The 22012-nt window shown below is 36.8% G+C and carries 26 protein-coding genes and 2 pseudogenes; 20 read left to right on the forward strand and 8 right to left on the reverse strand.

Annotation, left to right across the window (positions count from 1 at the left end):
* Nucleotides 1–228 precede the first annotated feature (228 nt).
* The 8 genes from ACP8HG_RS21110 to ACP8HG_RS21145 all read left to right on the forward strand — a co-directional run bounded on the left by ACP8HG_RS21110 (nt 229) and on the right by ACP8HG_RS21145 (nt 6048).
* On the forward strand, nt 229–468 hold the full coding sequence (locus ACP8HG_RS21110) for a hypothetical protein (protein ID WP_438297901.1): 240 nt from the start codon (nt 229–231) through the stop codon (nt 466–468).
* 262 nt (nt 469–730) lie between these two features.
* Entirely contained in the window at nt 731–1141 is a 411-nt protein-coding gene (locus ACP8HG_RS21115) for a DUF4181 domain-containing protein (protein WP_438297903.1), read from the forward strand.
* 333 nt (nt 1142–1474) lie between these two features.
* Nucleotides 1475–2050, forward strand: coding sequence for a TetR/AcrR family transcriptional regulator (locus tag ACP8HG_RS21120; protein WP_438297905.1), 576 nt, complete (start codon nt 1475–1477; stop codon nt 2048–2050).
* Nucleotides 2051–2163: 113 nt separating this feature from the next.
* Nucleotides 2164–3009 (forward strand): alpha/beta fold hydrolase, encoded by an 846-nt coding sequence (locus tag ACP8HG_RS21125; protein ID WP_438297907.1) that lies wholly within the window; start codon nt 2164–2166, stop codon nt 3007–3009.
* A 92-nt stretch (nt 3010–3101) separates the two neighbouring features.
* Nucleotides 3102–4163 carry an alkene reductase gene (locus ACP8HG_RS21130; protein WP_438297909.1) on the forward strand — a complete coding sequence of 354 codons (1062 nt, stop codon included), beginning with the start codon at nt 3102–3104 and terminating at the stop codon, nt 4161–4163.
* Between the two features lie 98 nt (nt 4164–4261).
* Nucleotides 4262–5260: an NADP-dependent oxidoreductase gene (locus tag ACP8HG_RS21135; RefSeq protein WP_438297911.1), complete on the forward strand. Its 999-nt coding sequence runs from the start codon at nt 4262–4264 to the stop codon at nt 5258–5260.
* 120 nt (nt 5261–5380) lie between these two features.
* Nucleotides 5381–5824, forward strand: a complete 444-nt coding sequence (locus ACP8HG_RS21140) for a PaaI family thioesterase (protein WP_342537619.1) — start codon at nt 5381–5383, stop codon at nt 5822–5824.
* An 89-nt stretch (nt 5825–5913) separates the two neighbouring features.
* Nucleotides 5914–6048: a hypothetical protein gene (locus tag ACP8HG_RS21145; protein WP_438297914.1), complete on the forward strand. Its 135-nt coding sequence runs from the start codon at nt 5914–5916 to the stop codon at nt 6046–6048.
* Nucleotides 6049–6250: 202 nt separating this feature from the next.
* Here the strand turns inward: ACP8HG_RS21145 and ACP8HG_RS21150 are convergent, their stop codons facing one another.
* Nucleotides 6251–6796 (reverse strand): cysteine hydrolase family protein, encoded by a 546-nt coding sequence (locus ACP8HG_RS21150; RefSeq protein ID WP_438297916.1) that lies wholly within the window; start codon nt 6794–6796, stop codon nt 6251–6253.
* A 121-nt stretch (nt 6797–6917) separates the two neighbouring features.
* Here ACP8HG_RS21150 and ACP8HG_RS21155 point away from each other — a divergent pair, with 121 nt between their 5' ends.
* A complete protein-coding gene (locus tag ACP8HG_RS21155; protein WP_187046702.1) occupies nt 6918–7358 on the forward strand; it encodes an Lrp/AsnC family transcriptional regulator in 441 nt (146 codons plus the stop codon).
* Nucleotides 7359–7619: 261 nt separating this feature from the next.
* Here ACP8HG_RS21155 and ACP8HG_RS21160 read toward each other — a convergent pair whose 3' ends face one another.
* The 3 genes from ACP8HG_RS21160 to ACP8HG_RS21170 all read right to left on the reverse strand — a co-directional run bounded on the left by ACP8HG_RS21160 (nt 7620) and on the right by ACP8HG_RS21170 (nt 9959).
* Nucleotides 7620–8801, reverse strand: coding sequence for an MFS transporter (locus tag ACP8HG_RS21160; RefSeq protein WP_438297918.1), 1182 nt, complete (start codon nt 8799–8801; stop codon nt 7620–7622).
* A 40-nt stretch (nt 8802–8841) separates the two neighbouring features.
* A complete protein-coding gene (locus ACP8HG_RS21165; protein WP_438297920.1) occupies nt 8842–9294 on the reverse strand; it encodes a MarR family winged helix-turn-helix transcriptional regulator in 453 nt (150 codons plus the stop codon).
* Between the two features lie 329 nt (nt 9295–9623).
* Entirely contained in the window at nt 9624–9959 is a 336-nt protein-coding gene (locus ACP8HG_RS21170) for a winged helix-turn-helix transcriptional regulator (protein ID WP_255428583.1), read from the reverse strand.
* 210 nt (nt 9960–10169) lie between these two features.
* Here ACP8HG_RS21170 and ACP8HG_RS21175 point away from each other — a divergent pair, with 210 nt between their 5' ends.
* The 4 genes from ACP8HG_RS21175 to ACP8HG_RS21190 all read left to right on the forward strand — a co-directional run bounded on the left by ACP8HG_RS21175 (nt 10170) and on the right by ACP8HG_RS21190 (nt 12538).
* A complete protein-coding gene (locus ACP8HG_RS21175) occupies nt 10170–11042 on the forward strand; it encodes a hypothetical protein (protein ID WP_438297923.1) in 873 nt (290 codons plus the stop codon).
* 85 nt (nt 11043–11127) lie between these two features.
* Nucleotides 11128–11973, forward strand: coding sequence for a hypothetical protein (locus ACP8HG_RS21180; protein WP_438297925.1), 846 nt, complete (start codon nt 11128–11130; stop codon nt 11971–11973).
* A 100-nt stretch (nt 11974–12073) separates the two neighbouring features.
* Nucleotides 12074–12289, forward strand: a complete 216-nt coding sequence (locus ACP8HG_RS21185) for a hypothetical protein (protein WP_342537626.1) — start codon at nt 12074–12076, stop codon at nt 12287–12289.
* A 30-nt stretch (nt 12290–12319) separates the two neighbouring features.
* Complete coding sequence (locus tag ACP8HG_RS21190) at nt 12320–12538, forward strand: DUF896 domain-containing protein (RefSeq protein ID WP_342537627.1); 219 nt, start codon at nt 12320–12322, stop codon at nt 12536–12538.
* A gap of 104 nt (nt 12539–12642) precedes the next feature.
* Here the strand turns inward: ACP8HG_RS21190 and ACP8HG_RS21195 are convergent.
* Nucleotides 12643–12741: pseudogene (locus tag ACP8HG_RS21195) on the reverse strand (winged helix-turn-helix transcriptional regulator); the annotation flags it as partial.
* A 118-nt stretch (nt 12742–12859) separates the two neighbouring features.
* On the opposite strand from ACP8HG_RS21195, the gene ACP8HG_RS21200 reads away from it, so the two are divergent.
* From ACP8HG_RS21200 to ACP8HG_RS21215, 4 genes and pseudogenes are all read left to right on the forward strand, one after another.
* Complete coding sequence (locus ACP8HG_RS21200; RefSeq protein ID WP_438297927.1) at nt 12860–13630, forward strand: MBL fold metallo-hydrolase; 771 nt, start codon at nt 12860–12862, stop codon at nt 13628–13630.
* A 28-nt stretch (nt 13631–13658) separates the two neighbouring features.
* The gene (locus ACP8HG_RS21205) at nt 13659–14864 is read left to right on the forward strand and encodes an MFS transporter (RefSeq protein ID WP_438297929.1); all 1206 of its coding nucleotides are present in this window, start codon (nt 13659–13661) and stop codon (nt 14862–14864) included.
* A 334-nt stretch (nt 14865–15198) separates the two neighbouring features.
* Nucleotides 15199–15621: pseudogene (locus ACP8HG_RS21210) on the forward strand (aminomethyltransferase beta-barrel domain-containing protein); the annotation flags it as partial.
* Nucleotides 15622–15842: 221 nt separating this feature from the next.
* Nucleotides 15843–16562, forward strand: a complete 720-nt coding sequence (locus ACP8HG_RS21215) for a cytochrome c biogenesis CcdA family protein (protein ID WP_438297931.1) — start codon at nt 15843–15845, stop codon at nt 16560–16562.
* 706 nt (nt 16563–17268) lie between these two features.
* Here ACP8HG_RS21215 and ACP8HG_RS21220 read toward each other — a convergent pair.
* On the reverse strand, nt 17269–17934 hold the full coding sequence (locus ACP8HG_RS21220) for a hypothetical protein (RefSeq protein ID WP_438297933.1): 666 nt from the start codon (nt 17932–17934) through the stop codon (nt 17269–17271).
* Between the two features lie 94 nt (nt 17935–18028).
* Between ACP8HG_RS21220 and ACP8HG_RS21225 the strand changes: the two genes are divergently transcribed.
* Entirely contained in the window at nt 18029–18223 is a 195-nt protein-coding gene (locus ACP8HG_RS21225; protein WP_438297935.1) for an SDR family oxidoreductase, read from the forward strand.
* A 214-nt stretch (nt 18224–18437) separates the two neighbouring features.
* Here the strand turns inward: ACP8HG_RS21225 and ACP8HG_RS21230 are convergent, their stop codons facing one another.
* Both ACP8HG_RS21230 and ACP8HG_RS21235 read right to left on the reverse strand, forming a co-directional pair.
* Nucleotides 18438–18611, reverse strand: a complete 174-nt coding sequence (locus ACP8HG_RS21230; RefSeq protein ID WP_438297937.1) for a hypothetical protein — start codon at nt 18609–18611, stop codon at nt 18438–18440.
* Between the two features lie 208 nt (nt 18612–18819).
* The gene (locus tag ACP8HG_RS21235) at nt 18820–19050 is read right to left on the reverse strand and encodes a hypothetical protein (protein WP_187046715.1); all 231 of its coding nucleotides are present in this window, start codon (nt 19048–19050) and stop codon (nt 18820–18822) included.
* A gap of 262 nt (nt 19051–19312) precedes the next feature.
* Here ACP8HG_RS21235 and ACP8HG_RS21240 point away from each other — a divergent pair, with 262 nt between their 5' ends.
* A complete protein-coding gene (locus tag ACP8HG_RS21240; RefSeq protein WP_438297939.1) occupies nt 19313–21187 on the forward strand; it encodes a ribonuclease YeeF family protein in 1875 nt (624 codons plus the stop codon).
* Between the two features lie 6 nt (nt 21188–21193).
* The gene (locus ACP8HG_RS21245; RefSeq protein WP_438297941.1) at nt 21194–21892 is read left to right on the forward strand and encodes an SMI1/KNR4 family protein; all 699 of its coding nucleotides are present in this window, start codon (nt 21194–21196) and stop codon (nt 21890–21892) included.
* Nucleotides 21893–22012: the final 120 nt, after the last annotated feature.

Consider the following 22012-nt stretch of genomic DNA (forward strand, 5'->3'; position numbering starts at 1 on the left):
TTCTGTAGAGTAGATAACTGATTAGTCGTCAGTTTCATTTTACAGAAGGAGCCCTTTTTTCGTATTAATTTAACTTTATTTCTGATTCCAATCCTTTTTTACGTTATTTTACTGCTTTGCAACGCTAGTGGGCAACTGGTACTCTTGTAGAAGGGGAGTCAATCCGCAACTCTTTTCCCACCAAACAATAAAAGAACATTTCATTTAAAAATGAGAGGATGAGTAAAAATGGATAATTCACAAGAGAGAATCTGTAAGTTTCTAACTCAAAACAAGTTAAAATTCATCAGTGAAGATCAAGTAGCTAAAAAGTTCGGATACAAGAACATACTGACTTTTTACATTGGGAAAGAAGGATGGTCAGCCTATGGTATTGATGGAAGAGACTTTAAAGGTCGAAACCATCAAACATCTAAAGTTGGATTTCTTATTACTGAGTATAAAGAATATGAGGATGGTGTATATTAAAAAGCTGAATTTTTGGGAAGGGAAAGAGTTATCTAATAGAAAATAAAAGCAACATTTTATAGCGCTAATAGCACTTTGTGACACCCGTTTAACCCCTATAATGGGCTTTAGCAAGTTCATATATTGGGGTAGGCGGTACGGGGCTATTCCCCTTGCAATTATTCCTGAACCATTGGCATATTGAGTAAGTGCTGCCTGTGTACGTTGCAATAATATAGTTAGTGGTAGAAGTGGAAGGAATTTAGAATGGAGTTGATTTTAAATGGGGTACCCTGGAATGCCACCCGGGTTTTGGATAGAACTTATTAAAATACTATCAGTTGTTATTTTACTGGTTGGCGTTATTCCAGCTGTTTTTCGTTATAGAATGGGTGCAAGTAAAAAGAAATGGTTTTCATATAATCATATAAATGAATTTCATAAAAAAGTCGATTGGACACTCCGTATAGTCTTTGCGATTTCTCTTATAATTAGTGGAATCCTTTTTATTAGTCAGCCCTTTATAACATATATAGTACTTGGGTTTTTCACACTAACTCAAATCGGTGTTCAAGCATATATAGAATGGAGATTTTCGGATAACAAAAAAGACTTTCAGGTATCATTAATCCAGCTTACCTTAACTTTTATTACCTTATTTGGATTCATCTTCTGGTTAGAATATTTTTCATAGGAACAATTAGTTTAAGTAGATTTAATAAAGCAAATGAGCGCGATTGTTGGCTAAATACTTTTTTGAAAGGGGAGCTTTGGCTACTCTTTTTTTGTGTTGTTTGCGGTTTTCCCTTAGTTAGTGCTGCCTGTGCATCACACGATTCAGAATTAATTCGAATTGTGTGATGCACAGGCAGACCAAACTTGGAGTTTAATTTATTCTATGTTTTTTCTTATTCTTTACTAATCGTTCTAGAAATGATATTCTAAAAGAAGTTAAATTAGTTGCAGTTAAATGTCCTATAATTAGAATGTTCATTCTTGTTAAGGTGCTCGTATTTAGGGAGGAATTATGGCTAGAAGTAAAGAGTTTGATGTAAATCAAGTATTAAGAAAAGCCATGGAGCTTTTTTGGCAACAAGGGTATGAAAAAACATCTATGCAAGAGCTAGTAGACTATATGGGCATTCATCGCAGAAGCATCTACGATACGTTTGGCGACAAACGTACATTGTTTTTGAGTGCCTTATCTCACTATGAAGAGTTAATTACTAGTGAAACGAAGAAGAGAGTAGGTTCAAAATTACTGGTAAAACAAGGGATACGAGAAGTGTTTAACATGATAATTTATCCAAATCTTAATTTGCCAAAAGGATGTTTGTCTGTAAATGCAGCTGTTGAATTATCTTTGCTTGACGAGGAAATTGCAACAAAGATTGCAGAAATGTTTACAAAGACAGAAGCTCTCTTTTATGAGCTGCTGAAACATGGGCAGAAAAACGGAGAAATATCTAAGAATCATAATCCTGAAGTATTGTCTCTTTTTCTTCATAATTCACTTGTAGGGTTACGCGTATTAGTGAAGATTGAGGCTGATAAAAAGAAATTAGAAAGCATTGTTGACATGACACTTTCAGTGTTAGACTAACTTTCTTTTTTTTTACCTTTCTAGAACGAACATTCTAGAAATGCAGATGAAATTGCAATTAATTTATAATTTATCAAATCAATCCGAACTCACCGTTCGAAAGGGGAAAAATGATGTCAAAATTTACAATTCCAACTGAATCAAGTTATATCGAAGCTGGAGGGATCCGATTTGCCTATAGAAAGTTCGGCCAAGAAACAGGAATTCCGCTAGTTTTCTTCATTCACTTCCGCGGAACAATGGAAAATTGGGATCCTAATATGATTGGTGTTTTAGCTGAAAGTCGACCTATTATTCTTTTTGATAATGCTGGTGTCGGTGAATCCAGTGGTGAAACTCCGACTACTGTAGCTGAGATGGCAAAGGATGCAGCGACTTTCATTAAAGCACTTGGCTTAGAGAGAGTCGATATCCTTGGTTTTTCAATTGGCGGATTTGTTGCACAGGAGTTAGTATTGCAGCAGCCAAATATGGTACGACGCATCGTCTTGGCGGGAACTGGTCCACAATCTGGTGTCAATGATCCTAGAAAAGACGTGTATGAAGCGATGACTCAAGTTGGTGGAGATGAAAATGATGCTCTGGAGAATTTCTTGCTCCTATTTTACGGTCCGACCGATACGAGTCGGACGGCTGGAATATCTTCATTAAAACGAATCTTGAGCCAGAAAAAAGTGGAAAGTTCACCTCAAGTGCTCGATGCGCAATTACAGGCAATCTCCCAATGGACTGAGCGGGATCCTGAACAGAAATACGACTGGTTGCAGAAGATTACGCAAGCGGTACTCGTGACTAATGGGGTTAAAGACGTCATGGTTCCGACCGAAAACAGTTATATTCTTACGGAAAACTTACCTAATGCCCAACTCATTATTTATCCAGACTCCGGACATGGACATCTATTCCAGTACCCAGAACAGTTTGCTGGACATGTAAAGCTATTTCTTGATTCTAAGTAATTAAGGGGGTAGAAGACAATTAGTCATAGATAATCAATTATTACTAACCACTTTATGCTTAGAGTGTATGACAACAAAAAAGGAGAATGAAAATGAAAAAATTATTTGAAGAGGTTCGTATTGGAGAAGTTATATTGAAAAATCGTCTAGGTATGTCACCAATGACGAGAAATAGAGCTTTAACTGATGGTACCCCAGGAGAGTTAGCGGCTGAATATTATGGCCAACGTGCTTCTTTTGGTTTAATCATAAGTGAAGGTACACAACCTTCAAATGATGGTCAAGGGTACTTAAATACACCTGGGATTTATACACCATCTCACATAGAAGGTTGGAAGAAAATAACGAGTCGTGTACACAATGAAGGTGGCCGCATATTCATTCAGCTCATGCATGTAGGGCGTGTTTCACATCCTGACAATACACCACATCATCGACAAGCAGTTGCACCTTCTGCTATTGCACCTGGCACAGAAATGTTTACAGCTGAGGGGATGAAAGATATCCCGACACCTAGGGAATTAGGTCAAAATGAGCTAAAAGAAGTCATTCAAGAATTTCGTACAGCCGCAGCCGCAGCAATTGAAGCTGGAGCTGATGGAGTCGAAATTCACGGGGCAAATGGGTATCTAATTCAACAGTTCCTTAGTGAGAACTCAAATCATCGTCAAGATGCCTATGGTGGTTCAATTGAAAACCGGGCTCGATTTGCAATTGAAGTGACTAAAGCAGTCATTGATGAAATTGGTGCAGAAAAAACGGGGATTCGGTTCTCTCCTCAAGGGACATTGAACGGAATTGAGGAAGGTGATACAAATATTGAGATGTATCGATATTTAATAGGGGAATTAAATAAGCTTGATTTGGCTTATCTTCATATTATGCACTTTGGCAATGAACCCTTATTACAAGAAATACGTCAATTGTGGACACAACCACTAGTGGTAAATAGAGCGGGACGTCCACTTGAACAACTTACTGTGGACTTGGATAATGGTCTAGCAGATGTCGCAACAGTAGGGATTTGGGCACTAGCTAATCCGGACTTCATTGAGCGTATAAAGAAAAACGCTCCCCTAAATGAACCGGATGTAACTAAGCTCTATGCTGGTGGTGCACAGGGTTATACAGATTATCCTAAAATGGAAGAATAAAAATCTCAATAGAAGTAAGAATAAGTGAAATGATGAATGGCGTACAACTAAAAATTGTACGCCATTAGATTTTTAAGTGGAAAGGAAGCTAGAAAAGTATGAAAGCTGCTCAAATGCAGAAATACTCAAAAGGAATTCAAGTGGAAATAAATAATGTGGAAATACCGGAAATCGATAATAACGAGGTGCTTGTTAAAGTAAAAGCAGCAGGTGTAAATCCATTAGATATTCTGATTTTGAATGGCAGTGTCCGAATGATTGCTGATTATGAGTTTCCACTAACATTAGGCAATGAACTATCTGGTGTTATAGAGGCGGTTGGTAAAGATGTTGTTGATTTTCAGGTTGGCGACAAAATTTATTCGAGATTGCCGGTGAATAAAATAGGAGCTTTTGCTGAATATGTGGCGGTCAAAGATGATGCTATAGCTAAAATGCCTGAAAATCTATCCTTTATAGAAGCGGCTGCGGTCCCCCTTACTGCTTTAACAGCTTATCAAGCATTGAAGGATGTACTCCATGTTCAGCCTAATACAAAGCTATTTATTCCTGGAGGAACCGGTGGCTTTGGTGCTATGGCAATTCCCATTGCTAAATCAATGGGGTTATATGTGATTACAAGTGGCAGTGAAAGAGGTCGATCACGTACACTGTCGATTGGGGCAGGTCAATTTATAAATTATAAGGAAGAAAACTATGCTGAGGTTCTATCCAATATAGATTATGTGATAGACACCTTAGGTGCAAATGAAATAAAAACGGAACTTAGTATTTTAAAACCTAAAGGGAAATTAGTATCATTGAAGGCTGCACCCAATTATCGCTTTGCCGTTGAAAATAACCTTCCAATGTGGAAAAGAATGTTATTTGGTTTAGTGGGTGCTCGTTTAGACCGTTTAGCAGCAAAAGATAAAAAAGAATATCACTTTTTATTTGTGCAAGCCAATGGAAGACAGTTACAAGAGATTACTAGTCTTATTGAAAATGAGGATATTACGGCTTCAATTGATTCAACTTATAAATTTGACGACATTAATCAGGCATTACATAAAGTTTCTACTGGCCACTCGCAAGGGAAAGTTATTGTAACTTTCTAAGGGAAGGGGCGAATTTGATATCTATCAGCTCATCATTTACCCAGACGATGGACATCTTCACCTGCGTCGTTGAAAAATACGCTTAAAAATTTAAAATTTATTATTTAGGAGACGTGGAAAATGAATCACTTAGAAAACTTAAAGAAAATGATGACGGGTGAAATACCTGAACCCCCAGTTGCACAAGTACTTGGTTTTAAGGTGGTAGATGTTGAAGAAGGTAGAGTTGTTATAGAAATAGAAGCTTCTGAAAGATTGCATAATCCGATGGGCACGCTGCATGGTGGGATACTTTGTGATATAGCTGATGCTGCGATGGGATATGCTTTTGCTAGTACGCTTGCTGAAGATGAACTTTTTACAACAATGGAAATTAAATTAAATTTCCTTAAACCTATTTATGAATCGAAACTTCGAGCTGAGGGGAAATTAATTAAAAAAGGCGCCACAGTTGGACTATTGGAATGTCATGTATATGATGAAAAAGGAAGTCTTGTTGCTCATTCAACTAGTACGTGTATGATTTTAAAAGGAAATTCTAAACAAAAAAGAGTGAAGAAATGAAGTTTTGAATGAATAGAGAATTTAACTCTTTTTTCACGAATCGTTTATGTATACAAATAAAACGAAGATTAAATTCACGAAGGGATCTGGTGAAGAAAATGAATAATTTTCTAGCAATGGTAGTAGATAAAGTAAATGATCAAACAAAGTTAGAATTCAAACAATTAAGTATGGATGATCTTCCAGAAGGGGAAGTAACCTGGATTTCAGGATTTGATCAGTAATTTACCCATAAAAAGTTAAATTAGATGTGGTAGTAAAGGAAGCCATTACTGTATACATCACAATAAATACGTAAAACTTCGTATAGTTATCCGACTAATATCCGATGACCGTTTCTGTAAAACGAAAAAGTTAAAAGGCGTTTGGGAATAAGCGCATTCCCAAATGCCTTTTACATTTATTTGTTCTATAAGATTGTGTTTCTTATTGCAGGAAATCCTCAGTCGAAGTTACAGCGCAATACATACCGTTAAGTGCGCCGACAAATGCATAATGAACCTGTTCTGCTGGAACGGCCATACCTTCATAAGATAAGTCCCTTGTCGCACATGCATCTTCAATAAGAGTTGTTTCATAGCCTAAATCCACTGCAGCTCTAACTGTTGCATCAATACACATATGAGTCATCATACCGACAACCACTACCTTTGTTATTCCTTTTTCTTTTAATTTGTTTTCCAAATCAGTCTTTAAAAAACTATTAGGGAAATGTTTGATAATAATGCTTTCGTTTTCCAAAGGTTGAACAGTTTCATGTATTTCAGCACCTTCCGTATCTGGAAGGAAGAATCCTAATGCTGGATCAGCTGCGATATGCTGAACATGGAAAATGTTTTCATTGTTGTTCTGTCTAAACGATTCAAGAACTTTCGCAGCATTAGCGGCCGCTTTATCTGGATTAACTAATTCCATCTTTCCATTTGGGAAATAGTCATTTTGAATATCTACAATAATTAGAGCTGTGCTCATTATTCTCCACCTCATTTACAGTATTTTGATACACTATAATCATAACTCGTATATTGATTTGTATCGATAAGTTGATGAAACACTTTTGTCTCAAAAAATTTCACGGTGAAAGGAATGTATTATGGAACTTGATAACATTGATTTTCAGATCCTTCAGTTATTATCCAATAATTCACGTATTCAATGGAAAGACTTAGGTGAACAAATTCATATGACGGGACAAGCAGTGGGGAATCGTATTAAAAAACTTGAGGAAAGTGGTGTAATTAAAGCTTACACTCTACTAGTTGATGAAATGAAATTAGGATTTTCTTATACTGGGTTTGTAATTATTTATATGAAATCAGCAAACCATGATTCATTTATACGTTTTATTAATAATCAAAATGTGGTAGTTGAAGCTCACCGAGTATCGGGAGAAGGCTGTTACCATTTAAAAGTAAAGGTAGATTTACATGAAACGTTAAATGCATTTTTAGATAAAATTTTAGAATTTGGGAACTATAAACTATATCTTTCAATTAATGAAATCAAGCATACGCATCCAATCAATGCTAAATAAGTTGGTTATTTATCTCGGATAGGGCCGTAGTAAACTTTCACAATTTCTAGTGGTGAGCTTCGTTTTATTTTATCTAAGGACTCATGCAGTTGAAAAAAGCAACTGAGAGTAACGGATTACTCAAGGTTGCTTACAACTTACTTGTTATTAGATTCGAAGCGTTTATAAGGGAGTATAGCGACAATGCCCAAAATAGGTCCAATCGCTAAGAGTGTAACTACCCATTCCCAGCTAAAGATTTTTTGGGAAATAGGCATTAGTTTAATTGAGTTGAGGCTTCTTTAATTTTGTACTTGAAATAACAAACGCGATGACAAGCACAACTGCGGCAAATGCATACGGCATATCGATGTTGATATCAAATAAAATACCGCCAATAATCGGTCCTATTATGATGCCTAAGCTAGTGTAAGCAGAGTTCATTCCCGCAATATACCCCTGGTTTTCCCCAGCGATTTTTGATAAAAAGGATGTCACAGCAGGGCGTAAAATGTCACCAGAGAAAAACACAATGCTCGTAATGACAATCATCGTCCAGTAACCGTCTATTAAAATCGTAATAAAGATAAAAATAGCGGAAGATAGTAAGGTTAAATTAATCAGCATTCGTTCACCAATTACATTGACCATCTTATCAAAGAATAAAATTTGAGCGACAACTCCAGCGATTGAGCCGACTGTAATAATGATCGAAATATCACGGACCGTAAAGCCAAGCTTTTCGTCGACGAATAAGCTAAACATCATTTCATAAACGGCAAGTCCAAACGCTAGTACGAACACGACCAGTAGTGGTGTGAAGTACTGTGGCTGAAAAGATTTTTTAAACTCCTGAATAAACGCTGGTCGTACAGCGGATGCCCGATTTTTTTGTAGCTGCTCTGTTGAAATCGAATCGTCTAATACAAGGGAAATAACAATGGCAGTAATCAATGAAATGGCAGCAGCAAAGAAGAACGGTGCGCGTATCCCAAACTCTGCAATAAATCCGCCAATTCCTGGTCCAATTATAAATCCTAAACTAATCGCAGCCGATTGATAACCTAACGCTTTTGCACGATTTGCTAGCGTCGTTTTATCGGCAATATACGTAACAACGGCGGGCATAATAAAGGCGGCACCTACACCGCCAAGTAGACGGCTCACAAATAATAGCCACGTTTCATTTGAAAAGCCAAACAGTGCCTCTGAAAATGAAAATAACAAAAGACCGATGACCATCATTTTTTTACGGCCGATTGAATCGACCCATGCACCTGTAAAAGGGGAAGCCAGAAACTGCGCAAGGGCCATCGCGGCGAACAAGTAACCGACAACGGAACCACTTAATCTTAGGTCCTTCGCAATCGATGGCATAACTGGTGCGGCAAGTCCCATCCCCACAAAAGCAATAAATAAACTAGATAATGCAAGTGCAATAGACACTTTCTCTTTTCGATTCATAATTGATTACCTCTATTTAATGGTCAAACAATTCACGGTCCTATTTGTTGGAGGATGAAATGGATGCATTCACTTTCTTCATTGTTTGTAATACATTTTGCAATTGTTCTAAATCGATGTCAGCGAAGTGCTCTGTCATAAATTCTTTATCTGCTTCTTCGCTTAATGCCTGATAAGCGAGACCTTCTTTTGCTAATACGATGAAAAACTCGCGATGATTATTTGGATTGGCCTCACGTTTGATAAAATTTCGTGCCTCGAGCTTCGATAATACTTGGCTCACAGCACTTTTAGAAATCGCGAATTTCTTGGCGATTTCATTTGCTGTGATACGTGGATTGTCCTTCACAAAAAATAAAATCGTATCTTGCTGTGTTGTTAAATTGTAAGCATTGAACTTTTGCGCGTTTTTATTGTATAAAAGATAATTTAAGTAATATTCACTCAAAACGACAGTAAGGTCTTTTAACATTATTTGATAATTTGCAAGCATAATATCCTCCTTTTACTTCGGTTAAGTAAACTGAACTTAACTGACGAAATGTATCATATATGTTAAAGAACTTTTTGTCAATAATTTTTTCATTCCACATAAAACGTATAGAAGGTTCATTTGGTTATATGAAAAATATAAGAATAGCTTGTAATAAACCAAAAACGAAAGATAAATGCCAAGCACTACTTACGGGAATGGAATTCACCAAAAGTCAGTGGAAATAATCCAAATAAAAATGGTTCCAATCATCAAATACTGATGATTGGAACCATTTTTTCTTTGACTCTTCAGGATTAACCTTGCAATATACCAGGGATTTCACGCTCTTATATTTCCTTATTATGATCTCCCCATTGGCACATCGTCTGGATAATAGGCCAAAGCGTTTGCCCCTTTTCAGTCAGGCTATACTCAACCTTTGGAGGAATTTGTGGATATTCCTCACGATGGACTATACCATCAGCTACCATATCCTTAAGTGTAGAACTGAGCGTTTTATAAGTTATTTTCCCCATCATACGCTGAAGTTCATTATAACGAACTGGACCATTTTTTGATAAATTGTAAATAATTAGCAGCTTCCATTTTCCGTTAATAATAGAAAGTGTGTAGCCGAAAGAGGTTTCTTCGTTGTCAGCAACAATCATTTTAGAATTATTCATATCTACACTATCCTCCTGGATAGTATGCGTCATAAAAGTGCATACTTGTTTGTTGGTTCATATCAACTATATAATATATTTAGATTCAAGTAAAGGAATGCTTTACAGGCAAAACATGTATTGAACCTCTCGCACTTTAAATTTGTTTTTGAGGGAAAGCTATATATGCGTGAATGTCTACAAAGAAAAATTAATAGGAGGACAAAAAATATGTTAGCACAACAATACCAAAACAACATAGACACATTACTAAACAAAATCCAAGAAGCTGAGGCAATTGTGGTAGGTGGCGCTGCTGGAATGTCTGAGGCTATCGGACACAGTTTTTATCATACTGATGAAAATTTTCTGAAGCATTTTGGGGAATTTGCAGATAAGTATGGTATTAAAAACCTTTTTGAGGGCTTTTATTACCGTTTTTCTACAAGTGAGGAACGCTGGGCTTTTCTTGCTACTGAAATCAAGTTTTTACATGATGCCGAAGCTGGTCGACCTTACCTTGATTTAGTGCAACTCCTTCAAGGAAAAAACTATTTCGTTGTTACAACGAATCAAGACGCACAGTTTTCCAAGACTTTCCCCGATGAGAAAGTTTCCCCAATTCAAGGGGATATGCGTTATTTTCAATGTGGCTCCCGTTGTCATGATCAGGTTTATTTTAATAAAGAGCAGGTTGAGAACATGTATGCAAACATAGATGGAACCAGAATCCCAACAGAGTTAATTCCAGTATGTCCAAAATGCGGACAGGAAATGGAACCATGGGTGCGCTCTTATGTATTTCTTGAAGGAAGCTCTTACCAAAGTGAATTAAGAAAATACAATGAGTTTCTTATAAAAAACAAAGATAAAAAGATTCTCTTTCTGGAATTAGGCGTTGGAACAATGACACCAATGTTTATTAAAGAGCCGTTTTGGAACATGACTTACAGTTTTCCGGATGCCTACTATATTACAATAAATCCTAAAGATGCGGTCGTTCCTCAAGAGTTAAGTGAAAAAGGACTTGCCATTAAAGAAGATATTGCACGTGTCTTACAAGATGCTTTGAGCGGGAAGGAAAAAAGAGATTCGGCTATTTGATAAGTAGGGAGCAATTCGACTACGCATTACACGAATTCATTAAGTAAAATAGATTCATCAAAATTTTATATAAATGGAGGATCATATGAAAGAGAACTATCAAGACGTTTTAAGCAAAATCAAGAATGCGGACAGTGTTCTAATTGGCGCAAGTAACGGCCTCGCCATTTCTGGAGGTACTAATATTTTTGCTGAGGATTCGTCCTTCATAGAACATTTTGGCGATTTTCGTAAGAAATATGGTTTTCGTAGCATCCTACAGGGAGCTTTTTATCCATATCCTTCCGAGGAAGAGAAGTGGGCATTTTTCAGCCGTATGTACGCCTACTTTTTAAACAACAAGGAAGCTAGTCCTGTTATGAAGGACCTTTATGAACTGGTAAAGGATAAAAATTATCTTGTGGTTACCTCTAATACAGATTCTCATTTTACACTGACAGGTTTTCAAAAGGAACGCATTTTCGAACTAGAGGGCAATAGTCGGTATTTGCAATGTTCCCATGGTTGCCATAATCAAATTTACCAAGGCGACGAAGTATTGAGTGAAATGGCCCGAAACCAAGAAAATGGAAAAGTTCCTTCAAACCTTATTCCTAAATGTCCAGAATGTGATGGCCCAATGCAAGTCCATGTCGAAGTCGATCAGAATTTTCTAAGAGGTGAGGCATGGCAAGCAAGCTTTCAGGCTTATCAGGATTTTATCGATAATGCTCATGGCAAAAAAATAGTCTTACTGGAATTAGGTGTAGGTGCAAGAAATCAATTGATTAAAGCTCCATTTATGAATTTAGCTAACTCAGAGATAGACGCTACCTATATTACCTTTAATAAGGGGAGTGAGCTTTATATTCCAGATGTCATTGCTGATAAATCCATTGGTATCGACGGCGATATCGCGGATGTGTTAGAGCAATTAGTACAGCTTAAATAAGCTGATTTGCCTTAGTAGAAAACTAGGGGGAATGACTAATTTTTCTGTCAACTATTCTGGATAAACCTGTCTGCCAGCTCATCAAAGAGCCTTATGAACGATGGTATACATTCATGGAGCAAGAAGTTTAGGCGTAGAGAAGGTCCATACTGTTGGGGTAACGACGGATATTTGTGACTTTTTAACAGTTGCAGGAGCAGACGCAGAAGGATTCAAAACAGTCATTCATAAAAGAGGGGTAGCAACATTTACTGATCTGGGAGAAATAATGGTAAACCATATAAAATGTTGCTTCCATACTCAAATTATTGAATAACTACAAATTCAATTAGGACGGTGAAAAAACATGTTGGACTTGTTACCACGAATTAATGAATTAGCGAAAAAGCAGCGTGAAGAAGGGTTAACAAATGCAGAAAAAGCCGAGCAGCAAGTGCTTCGTGAAGATTATTTAGGTGCTATACGCGGGCAAGTTCTCCATACTTTCTCAGGAATGAAGATAGTGGATTCGCTTTTAAATGATGTAACGCCTGAAAAAATTCGTAAATTAAAAACAAAAGATTAAAAGTGTATGGAAAGGAATGGGTAACTTTCTGGATAATGAAGTGTTAGATGAATTTTTGCAGGACTTAATTGAGCACGCGAATTATAAATTGTCGATTGTCATTAAGCTGTACCTGTTAAGTGCAATTTTTTCCCTAGTTCTTTCATGGTAATACGGCTATTTTTGGATAGCTCATTTTAAATTTGAAAGTCTGTTGTATCCATTAACTTTCAATCCTTTCATTAATAAAGTTAAACACTAAATATACTTTATTTATGTTGTGTATTTATTTTTTACACAGATGCAAAATTGACGTAACCAATTAAAAGGAGAGATTCTACTATGAATATTCATCAGATTCGCAATGCAACATTAGTCATAGAATACGGAGGGAAAAAATTTTTAATTGATCCATTTCTTGCAGATAAGGGCACATACCCAGCTTTTCCAGGTTCAGCAAGAGAGGAATACAATCCTTTGTTTGATTTACCTGTTTCAATTGACTACCTCATTGATGTAGATGCTGTCATTGTTACTCATCTACATTTAGACCACTGGGATGACGTAGCAAAAGAGGTTTTACCAAAAGATATTAAACTATTTACGCAAAATAAGGAAGATGCGGAAGAAATTAAGAGCGCTGGATTTGTAAATGTGGAAGTTTTAAAAGATAGCACCACCTTTTTTGAAGGGATACAGCTGATAAAAACAAAAGGAGAACACGGTCGAGGTAAAACTCGGGAACTTATGGGCAACGTAATTGGTCTAGTTTTCAAAAATGAAAAAGAAAAAACCTTATATCTAGCAGGGGATACAGTGTGGTGTACACCTGTTCAAGAAGCAATTGAAACGCACAATCCTGAAGTCGTTATTTTAAATGCTGGAGATAACAAGTTCTTCGAATTAGGCTCACTTATTATGGGGAAAGAGGATGTCTACGAAGTACACAAAGCTATACCAAGCGCTAAAATCATAGCTAGCCATATGGAAGCTGTCAACCACTGGGGATTATCCAGGAAAGAGCTGAGGAAATATGCGGTTGAAAAAGGTTTTTCTTCCCAATTACTTATACCAGAAGATGGCGAATGCAACGACTTCTTAATAAAGAAGTAATTATTAAACACGGGAAGGGGTTTTTATATTGAGCCAAGCAAATTCAAAGTTATGGACTAAAGATTTTATTATTCTTTCTTTAGTCAATTTCTTTTTGGTCCTAATATACATGTTGTTAAATGTAATAATTGCGCTTTATGCTGTAAACGAATTTAATGCATCTACTGGACAAGCCGGCGTAGTAGTCGGCATCTTTATCATTGGAGCATTAATAGGTCGACTGGTTACTGCAAAAATTATTAACAGAGTTGAATACAAACGAATATTAATTATTGGGCTTATCTTTTTTACAATAACAATACTGCTTTACTTTATAGATTATGGTCTCCCCTTATTAATTGTTAGCCGGTTTTTAAATGGACTAGCTATGGGAATAGCAACTACAGTAATTGGTACAATAGTTGTTCTTGCCATACCGCAGTCAAGAAGAGGGGAAGGTATTAGTTACTTTGCTGTTAGTACAGCATTAGCTACAGGACTGGGACCTTTTTTAGGTCTATATATGACTCAACATACTGAATTTAATATCATTTTTCTTTTCTCCCTTTTACTTGGAGTCGCTAGTATGATAATCGGCTTCTTAGTTAACGTACCCATGGCTCCGAAAACAACAGAGGAAAAACGCGGAGGATTTAAGATTTCGAATTACATTGAACCAAAAGTTGTACCAATAGGTATTATTGTTCTTTTAATGACTTTCAGCTTTTCAAGTGTACTTTCTTATATAAACCTTTATGCTATTGAATTGGATTTGGTTAGTGCTGCTAGCTTTTTCTTCAGCATTTACACCGTCAGTGTATTGGTATCTAGACCATTTACTGGAAAAATGGTGGATCGTAGAGGAGCAAATTATATTATGTATCCGGCTTTTTTACTTTTTGGAGCCGGATTGCTTCTTCTTAGTACAGTGGATAATTCGTTAACCCTATTATTAGCGGGAGGGTTAATTGGTCTGGGTTTTGGAAATATTTCTTCTATCAGTCAGACTGTAGCCACCTTGAAAGTAACACCTGAACGCATAGGATATGCTACCGCTACTTTCTTCATCTTTTTTGATATAGGGAATGGAATAGGTCCGTTTATTTTAGGAGTTATAATTCCTTTCACAGGGTATTCAACTATGTATGCGATTCTAGGAATTATGGTCTTTGCTGTATCCTTTCTTTATTATTTTTTACACGGGAAGATGGAAAGAGAAAATCGAATGCTCTCATTAAAAGACAAAGATCATTAATGAATTCAGTTTTTATAGGAAAAGGAGTCATACTTGGCTCCATGCTAAAGGGAGAAGAAAAACTGTCCATAAAATGAATGGCGGCGGATTAATTGGGACCATCCTGGTTGATGAAATACCAAGGGTGAAGTGAGTGGGTATGTTTCAAATCCCCATGCATATGCAGGGCTGTTGGCCAGGTTTCCATTGTAACGGGGGAAAATAGTGAGGGTTTTGCCTCTTATCTACTGCATTCAGAACAAATCGCCCCTCTGTTACTGTAGGTGTACTAGTAAATCCGGACTTGACGATTCAAGTTGTTGGTGGTTTTATTATTCGGCCGATGCCGAACACAAAAGACGAGACAATTTGTTTCATTACAATTGGGCAGAGGCATGGATTGGGGATTGGTGGAAATGGTGAACCTTGGTTTGTAATTGGTAAGGATCTTGAAAAGAATGTACTATATGTTGGACAAGGCTTCCACCATGAAATGTTATATTCAGACAGCATCATTACTGATAATGTTAGCTGGATTTCAAAGGGATCTATACCTGATACATTTGAATGTACTGCCAAATTCCGCTATCGTCAGCCGGATAATAAAGTAACGGTAGAACGGTTGGATGAATCCAAAGTTAAAGTCACTTTCCACGAACCGATTCGTGCCATAACGCCTGGACAAGCAGTTGTCTTCTATCAAGGAGAAGAATGCCTCGGTGGAGGAACCATTAACCAAGTATATCGTGACGACAAACAACTAACATATGTTGGCTAAAAAGGGCACTGAAAAAGTTCTTTTTTATAGTAAGAACTAGTTGATTGTAGTGAAGAGCGGCGACTCCAGCGGGAACAGCGCGAGCTGAAGACCCCGCAGGAACGCAGTGACGAGGAGGCTGAAGCCGTGCCCGCGGAAAGCGTCCGCTCGGAACGGAAATCAACGAGATTGAAGGAAATCGGTCTTTTTCAGTGCCTTCGGCTAAAATGGAGGGATCGTTGATGGCGGACATTTCTATTTTACTTGCATTCGGTGCAGGTGCACTAACTTTCATATCGCCTTGTGTATTTCCACTTTATCCTGCATTTTTATCGTACATTACAGGAATGAGTGTAGCTGAAATACAACTGGGTGAATTAAAAGGACAGCACAAAGCAATTTTGCATACAATTTTCTTCTTATGTGGATTTTCAATCATTTATTTAGTATTTGGTTTTGGAACAGTAGGAAGTGCAACTCTCTTAGAGACGTGGTATTTTCAATATGGAGATGTAATTCGACAAATTGGTGCTATTTTAATGGTGCTCTTTGGATTGATTACGATTGGGTTACTCCAACCAAAATTTTTGATGAAGGAACATAAACTGCATATTCAAAACAAACCAGCTGGTTATTTAGGTTCAGTCGTAATTGGATTTGCTTTTGCAGTAGGATGGACACCTTGTATGGGTCCAATTTTAGCAGCTACATTAGCACTTGTAGGTGCAAATCCATCACAGGGTCTATGGTATATGGCAGCTTATGTGTTAGGTTTTAGTATTCCTTTTCTTTTAATGGCATTCTTCATTACTAAATTTACTTGGGTAAAAAAATACAGTGGCCCTGTAATGAAAATTGGCGGAGGAATTATGATAGGTATGGGAATTATTCTGTTTTTTGATAAACTTACACTTATCAATTCATTAGTAGAACCGATATTCGGAGATTTTCAAGGATTTTAACCTATCGAGAAATAAAAGTGTGTTAATTGAATGGAAGCGTCAAATAAAGTCCAACTGTTAACCCGGGGCATGGGCTAAATCGTGCGGGAATGAGCTATTGAAACATGAAATGATTAAATTCACAACAGGGTTTGTAAAATCACTGGCATAAAATTAGCATACTATATGATATAAAACGAATATTTTTTGCAATCTTGAAGTCGTGCTCCATCGTGAGTACGGCTTCTTTTCCTGTGGACGGATAGAGGTTAGAATACGTGTAGAGATCGTTGCTACGTCGATATGCTACCATAGATATGATGATCCCTTTTAATTGACGCTGTGCAATAAACAATAATGAACAACTCACCAAATTGTATAAAAGTATAGGAAGATTAGATATTGATGTAAAATCCTAATCCACTCCTTATAAATATGTAATTGTAGTGAATTGCCGTAATAGTATCGTGTACAGTGGTCGACCCCCTTAAAATTAAATCGCTACAATACAGTATTCTTTTGCCTTTTCTTCTCGCGTTAGACGGTTCCAATGACTTCCGTTCTTCCCCTGAATATGATTACATGATAGTGTAACCATTGTTTTCAGCTCCTCCTATTTGGTGGGGATCGTATATCGGGAGTTCTGTGATTGGCACTTCTCCGATACCCTGAAAACAATGGTTTTTTCATTCGCCAACTAGCTAGTAACATAATAGGTACGCGAAATTCAAACATGTAGCTGTTTTGTTATCAATCTTCGTTTAGTCCAAATCAATGTAAATATCAAAATTAGCTCAAATGCGTTCGTCACTGCTCCACTATCTATATTTATAGGTATAGCACTTCCAATAGTCATAACAACGGCACCTATAAAGAAAACTGGCCATTTCGTTTTTTTCCATAAGATCGCACTTGCCACAATGAGCATTAGTGTAACTAATAACACCATAATAGGAGGGCCTGTCGCTTCTTCTACATTTGAATAGCTGATGGCTCCGTATTCTTTCACTACTTCAAGTTCCAACCCCATCACTTCTATCGAAAATTCTAATACGATTAAGCCAACTGTATAAAGAATACCTAAGATGACTAGCCACTTTTTCTTTGCCCATTCAATTCCACTTTCCCGTAACGTACCAATCGAATACATAACGAGTAAGGGTGTTAGTAAAGCATGTAAGCAAAAACGAGAGAAGTTTAAGCTTTCTAGTAACTCTCCTTCACCAATCCACTTACCTGTTGGCAGTAGCAAGTTATCATAAATAAGCGGCAATATTACTATATAAATAACACTAGTCCATCTTGCTAAATCTTGTTTTCTAATGCCGTATAATCCCCTAATCAATAATATCGCATATAAAGCAGCATAAAGAAAATATAAAAACGTGTCCATTTAATCCACCTCCTTTCTAATCCATTCCCAAAGTCCAATAGTTATAACCAGCAAATTTAATAAGGGTACCCTACCCACAAGCGTTTCGTAAGCTATGGGCCGTGCCGAAAAAGAAGAAAGCGATATGATGGCCGTATTACTTGCACATACACCCTTACGTCGAGAAGGCGAAGCTGAAGAAATCGTTAAAGTTGTAGGTTTCTTAACAAGTGATGCGGCATCTTACGTAACAGGTATCGATAAATCAAAAAGCAGGCATGCCAGCGCATGTCTGCTTTTTACGATGTAAGAGATCCGTCCGGATGAACTTCCATGGCGGCCGGTATATACTACTGAAATCAATAAAGCAGCTCTGGCTCAGACTAAGAGAGGGGATGCAGATTTTGGGGTACACGTTACTCATTCAATCAAAGATAAAAAAGCCTAATCCCTCCGTATCTTAGACGAGGAATTAGGCTTATCATTTTCAACAATAGCACCCGATGATTGAATAAGTATGTTCATCACCTATTTTCTTTTTTGTCCCTATTGGTGAAAAATGTAGACATCAAAACTATAAAAACAGGCAATATACTCCATAAAAAGAATCCCCAATTATGTGTAATTAAAGATAATACTAAGAAAAAAGCAAGTGCTACAATTGAAATGTAAACCGTACGTTCTTGATATTTATTCAACATACACACCCCTTTTTGAGTATTGGAAATATTTTTCGTGAAATATAACATACATTCTCCATTAAATGGTCCTATTACTGCACAAATTTATTTCGTTATCGTGCACGTTTTTGAGAAACTCCTGCGTTATTCAACAAAATGACTCTATTACTAATTCGGTGCAGTACCTCATTCTAGAAAAGAGCCTATTTATCGAACAAGTTGAAACTTACTTTTTAGGCATAGCGTATGTCGCAGAAATACCATTGATTTCCTCGATTTTCTTAAATATTTCATTAAGAACTTCTAATGCTCTTTCATTTGATTCATACTTCCCTAAATCTTTACTCCATTCGTCTAAAGACGAACCGCTAACAAAACCTTTTATTTTTTTCCCGTTTACAGTAACTTCTTTTACATTTATCAAACTGTGCTTATCTTGTGTAGAAATCCATAACATAGAAAAACTCATCCCCTTCGTTCGAATTTATCCGAATTATACCACAATTTAGCCCGATTATTGAAGACAGTTCTTCTTGAAATTCAATCAAACGAGTACAATAAGTATGTAAGCGCCTATTTGACGCTTACGGGACAAGTCACTCATTCAATCATGAAAGTTCACACAAACTTGTTTGTTCCATTAATGATCGCGTGAATCCGCTTTGAATAGATATGAACAATAACTCCATCTTTTTTAAACGCTTAATGAGGCAATGCCTATGAAAATATTGAATGTAGATTTATTTCAGGATGGGCTACAGCGCAACATTACTATGTTGGACAGGCTAAGCAGTGAAATGGAAGCGATCCACCATGCAGTGGAGGGTCTAGTTCAGATGGAGGAACAATTTAAAGGAGCCGGGGGTAATGCCATCCGTTCCTTTTACCAGGAATGTCATTTACCATTTTTTCATTTTTTTCAGTTGTTTTCCGAACAGTTCAAACAAGTGCTTCAGCAGATGGAGGCAGCACTTCATTCACTCGAACCTGATTCATCTGGGTACATAGTAGAACAATTCCTTGAGGGAGAGCTAGAACAGGGCCTTACGCTTATTGGTCATCTCACGGATAGTTTGACGGATGAGGCAAACAGTATCATGGATCAGGTGAGTGATATTGTCGGACTGCCCCACTTAGATGATAGCGGAGTGCAGGAGGGAGTCATTCGTTCTAAGAGAAAACGTGATGATACCAACTCACAACTGTATGAATTTGATGCAACTCAGACTACTGCACTACATCCCATTGAACAAGATTTGCAGACGATGAACACGTGGCTTACGGATATGGAGGGACTGTTCCAAGCAGGAGTAAAGGACATCAGCTTCGTCCCGAGCCAATGGAATGTTCTGACATTTAGAAGTGAAATTAGAACAGAACTGTTCCCAAAAGTGTACTTAAATCCAAATGACTTATGGGTAAAGGAACATCAACAGCTGATTGGTACGATGATTACTCCAGCGACTTTTCAAACCCTTGAAGGGAAAAAAGTGAACACTGTCGAAGAGAATCTGGATGAAAATATAAAATACCATATGTATGAAAATGGTTTACTCATTAAAGAGTATGTTGTTGGCCAAACAGTTTACTATGAAGTTGTTTCCCAAGTTGACTATAAGGAAGAAGAGACCGTTAAAGTCGATAAACCGAAAGAAAACAAATTACTTGATTCTTTTCAGTTTGGGTTAGATTTAGCAGGGCTTATACCTGTTGTTGGTGAAGTAGCAGATGGCGTAAATGGTGTTATCTATACGGCAAGAGGGGATGCATTAAATGCGGCCCTTTCTTTTGGAGCGATGATTCCAGTTGCTGGCTGGGCAAGTACGGGTGGGAAATTAGCCTTAAAAGGAAACGATTTAAATCAAGTAAGAAAAGTGGTAAGTACAGAGAAGGTGGCGTCCATCTATTCCCCAATCTACCAAGATGTCGTCAACAGTCCATTAGGAAAAACTCAAAATCAACTAGATATCTTAACTAATACTCATTACCAATTGGGTAAGCCAAATGCCCTTGCATTCAATATGCCATTTCCAAAAACAGATATTCCTACGAGTATCAAAGGTGGAGATGTCGATGTTAAGGTTGAAGTGAAGAATGTGGATGTTGGGGCTAAGGGTACGGATAAAAACATTACGCAAGGTGCAAGATATGGGGAAAGGAAAATTTCCGATGAGACATATGCTAAATTAAGAAGAGCATCGCCATCTTCTAAAATACAAAAAGAAGTTAATAAAAATATTGATGATATTATTGGAACTGAGGATTTTGCTTTACCCGGAAAAATAATTGAAAAAAAACTGCATGCAGATCATATTGTTTCTCTAGAGAAAATAGCTCGTTTGGAAGGTTTTGAGACATTGACTTACCAACAACAGAAGGAAATTGCCAATTTTGTAGAGAATTTTAAAGGTCTTAGTGAAGCAGCTAATACATCTAAAGGTTCAAAATCATTTGCAGATTGGAACATCTACAAAAAAGAAAACATTTTGGTGAATCCTGTATTTAGGGAAAAAATGATATTAAAAGAAAAAGAACTAGAAATTGAGATACAAAAGATGACAGATGAATTTAATAGGATAAATAAAAAGGAGTGAATTCGGGTGGATAAGTTATCTTCATTAAAACAATACAGAAAAAGTATAGAGTTTGTATCTAACAAAAACTTACTCAATATAGAAAAGGAAAATATGCCTGAAAAATGGATAGAGATATTTAAAGAAACAGATAAAGCTAGAAAGAAAGATAAATTAATAGCTTTATGGAATGATGTGTGTGAAAAAGAATTGAGCAATACTATATCATACTTGATAGAGAATTTATTAGAATTTGAACTAATTGTAGATAATGGACAATATGCAGTACTATACAGCGTAAAGAGTGAAAATGACGAAATTCTTTATTACGAAGGTGGTATACCGACCAGTTCTATTTATATTTCAGAAATGCAACAAGATTGGTCAAATGTTCCAGAATCTATTAAGAGGTTCTATGAAAAGTTACACAATGGGTTTTATTATCTGCCAAGTAGAGCTATGGGACTAGTACCAGTGGAAAGCAGTACTCATTTTGAGGATTATGAATGGGGAATACTTGAAGAATTAGATGAACCATTAGGAATTAATATGGCTACAACATATGGTTTTTTTGAAAACGGCATGGGAGGATATGTTGCTATAGATTTAAACAACTGTATCGATGATGTAGCGACATTATGGTTTACCAATGATAAGCCTGAATATAATGTGGATTTCTGGGATATTGTAGATGAATGGATTGTAATAGGGCTTCAAGATAATTAAAAAAACATGCAAATAATTAGAAATAGCAATATTCTATTAGTCTACCACTCACAAAGTAATCTTACTGAGGTTAGTCAAAATCTATAACTCATGTAGATTGTACCAAAGAATACTTGGGTT

Origin of the sequence: Sporosarcina sp. FA15, assembly GCF_051550195.1 — a bacterium.
Classification (GTDB): domain Bacteria; phylum Bacillota; class Bacilli; order Bacillales_A; family Planococcaceae; genus Sporosarcina; species Sporosarcina psychrophila.

Excerpts from the sequence above, each read along its gene's own strand:
- ACP8HG_RS21175 (WP_438297923.1), top strand. The coding sequence starts at position 10,170 with ATGTTAGCACAACAATACCAAAACAACATAGACACATTACTAAACAAA.
- ACP8HG_RS21170 (WP_255428583.1), bottom strand. The coding sequence starts at position 9,959 with ATGAATAATTCTAAAATGATTGTTGCTGACAACGAAGAAACCTCTTTC.
- ACP8HG_RS21165 (WP_438297920.1), bottom strand. The coding sequence starts at position 9,294 with ATGCTTGCAAATTATCAAATAATGTTAAAAGACCTTACTGTCGTTTTG.
- ACP8HG_RS21155 (WP_187046702.1), top strand. The coding sequence starts at position 6,918 with ATGGAACTTGATAACATTGATTTTCAGATCCTTCAGTTATTATCCAAT.
- ACP8HG_RS21115 (WP_438297903.1), top strand. The coding sequence starts at position 731 with ATGGGGTACCCTGGAATGCCACCCGGGTTTTGGATAGAACTTATTAAA.
- ACP8HG_RS21220 (WP_438297933.1), bottom strand. The coding sequence starts at position 17,934 with ATGGACACGTTTTTATATTTTCTTTATGCTGCTTTATATGCGATATTA.
- ACP8HG_RS21135 (WP_438297911.1), top strand. The coding sequence starts at position 4,262 with ATGAAAGCTGCTCAAATGCAGAAATACTCAAAAGGAATTCAAGTGGAA.
- ACP8HG_RS21150 (WP_438297916.1), bottom strand. The coding sequence starts at position 6,796 with ATGAGCACAGCTCTAATTATTGTAGATATTCAAAATGACTATTTCCCA.
- ACP8HG_RS21215 (WP_438297931.1), top strand. The coding sequence starts at position 15,843 with ATGGCGGACATTTCTATTTTACTTGCATTCGGTGCAGGTGCACTAACT.
- ACP8HG_RS21110 (WP_438297901.1), top strand. The coding sequence starts at position 229 with ATGGATAATTCACAAGAGAGAATCTGTAAGTTTCTAACTCAAAACAAG.
- ACP8HG_RS21120 (WP_438297905.1), top strand. The coding sequence starts at position 1,475 with ATGGCTAGAAGTAAAGAGTTTGATGTAAATCAAGTATTAAGAAAAGCC.
- ACP8HG_RS21200 (WP_438297927.1), top strand. The coding sequence starts at position 12,860 with ATGAATATTCATCAGATTCGCAATGCAACATTAGTCATAGAATACGGA.
- ACP8HG_RS21160 (WP_438297918.1), bottom strand. The coding sequence starts at position 8,801 with ATGAATCGAAAAGAGAAAGTGTCTATTGCACTTGCATTATCTAGTTTA.
- ACP8HG_RS21125 (WP_438297907.1), top strand. The coding sequence starts at position 2,164 with ATGTCAAAATTTACAATTCCAACTGAATCAAGTTATATCGAAGCTGGA.
- ACP8HG_RS21225 (WP_438297935.1), top strand. The coding sequence starts at position 18,029 with ATGGGCCGTGCCGAAAAAGAAGAAAGCGATATGATGGCCGTATTACTT.
- ACP8HG_RS21240 (WP_438297939.1), top strand. The coding sequence starts at position 19,313 with ATGAAAATATTGAATGTAGATTTATTTCAGGATGGGCTACAGCGCAAC.
- ACP8HG_RS21180 (WP_438297925.1), top strand. The coding sequence starts at position 11,128 with ATGAAAGAGAACTATCAAGACGTTTTAAGCAAAATCAAGAATGCGGAC.
- ACP8HG_RS21190 (WP_342537627.1), top strand. The coding sequence starts at position 12,320 with ATGTTGGACTTGTTACCACGAATTAATGAATTAGCGAAAAAGCAGCGT.
- ACP8HG_RS21130 (WP_438297909.1), top strand. The coding sequence starts at position 3,102 with ATGAAAAAATTATTTGAAGAGGTTCGTATTGGAGAAGTTATATTGAAA.
- ACP8HG_RS21235 (WP_187046715.1), bottom strand. The coding sequence starts at position 19,050 with ATGTTATGGATTTCTACACAAGATAAGCACAGTTTGATAAATGTAAAA.
- ACP8HG_RS21185 (WP_342537626.1), top strand. The coding sequence starts at position 12,074 with ATGGTATACATTCATGGAGCAAGAAGTTTAGGCGTAGAGAAGGTCCAT.
- ACP8HG_RS21140 (WP_342537619.1), top strand. The coding sequence starts at position 5,381 with ATGAATCACTTAGAAAACTTAAAGAAAATGATGACGGGTGAAATACCT.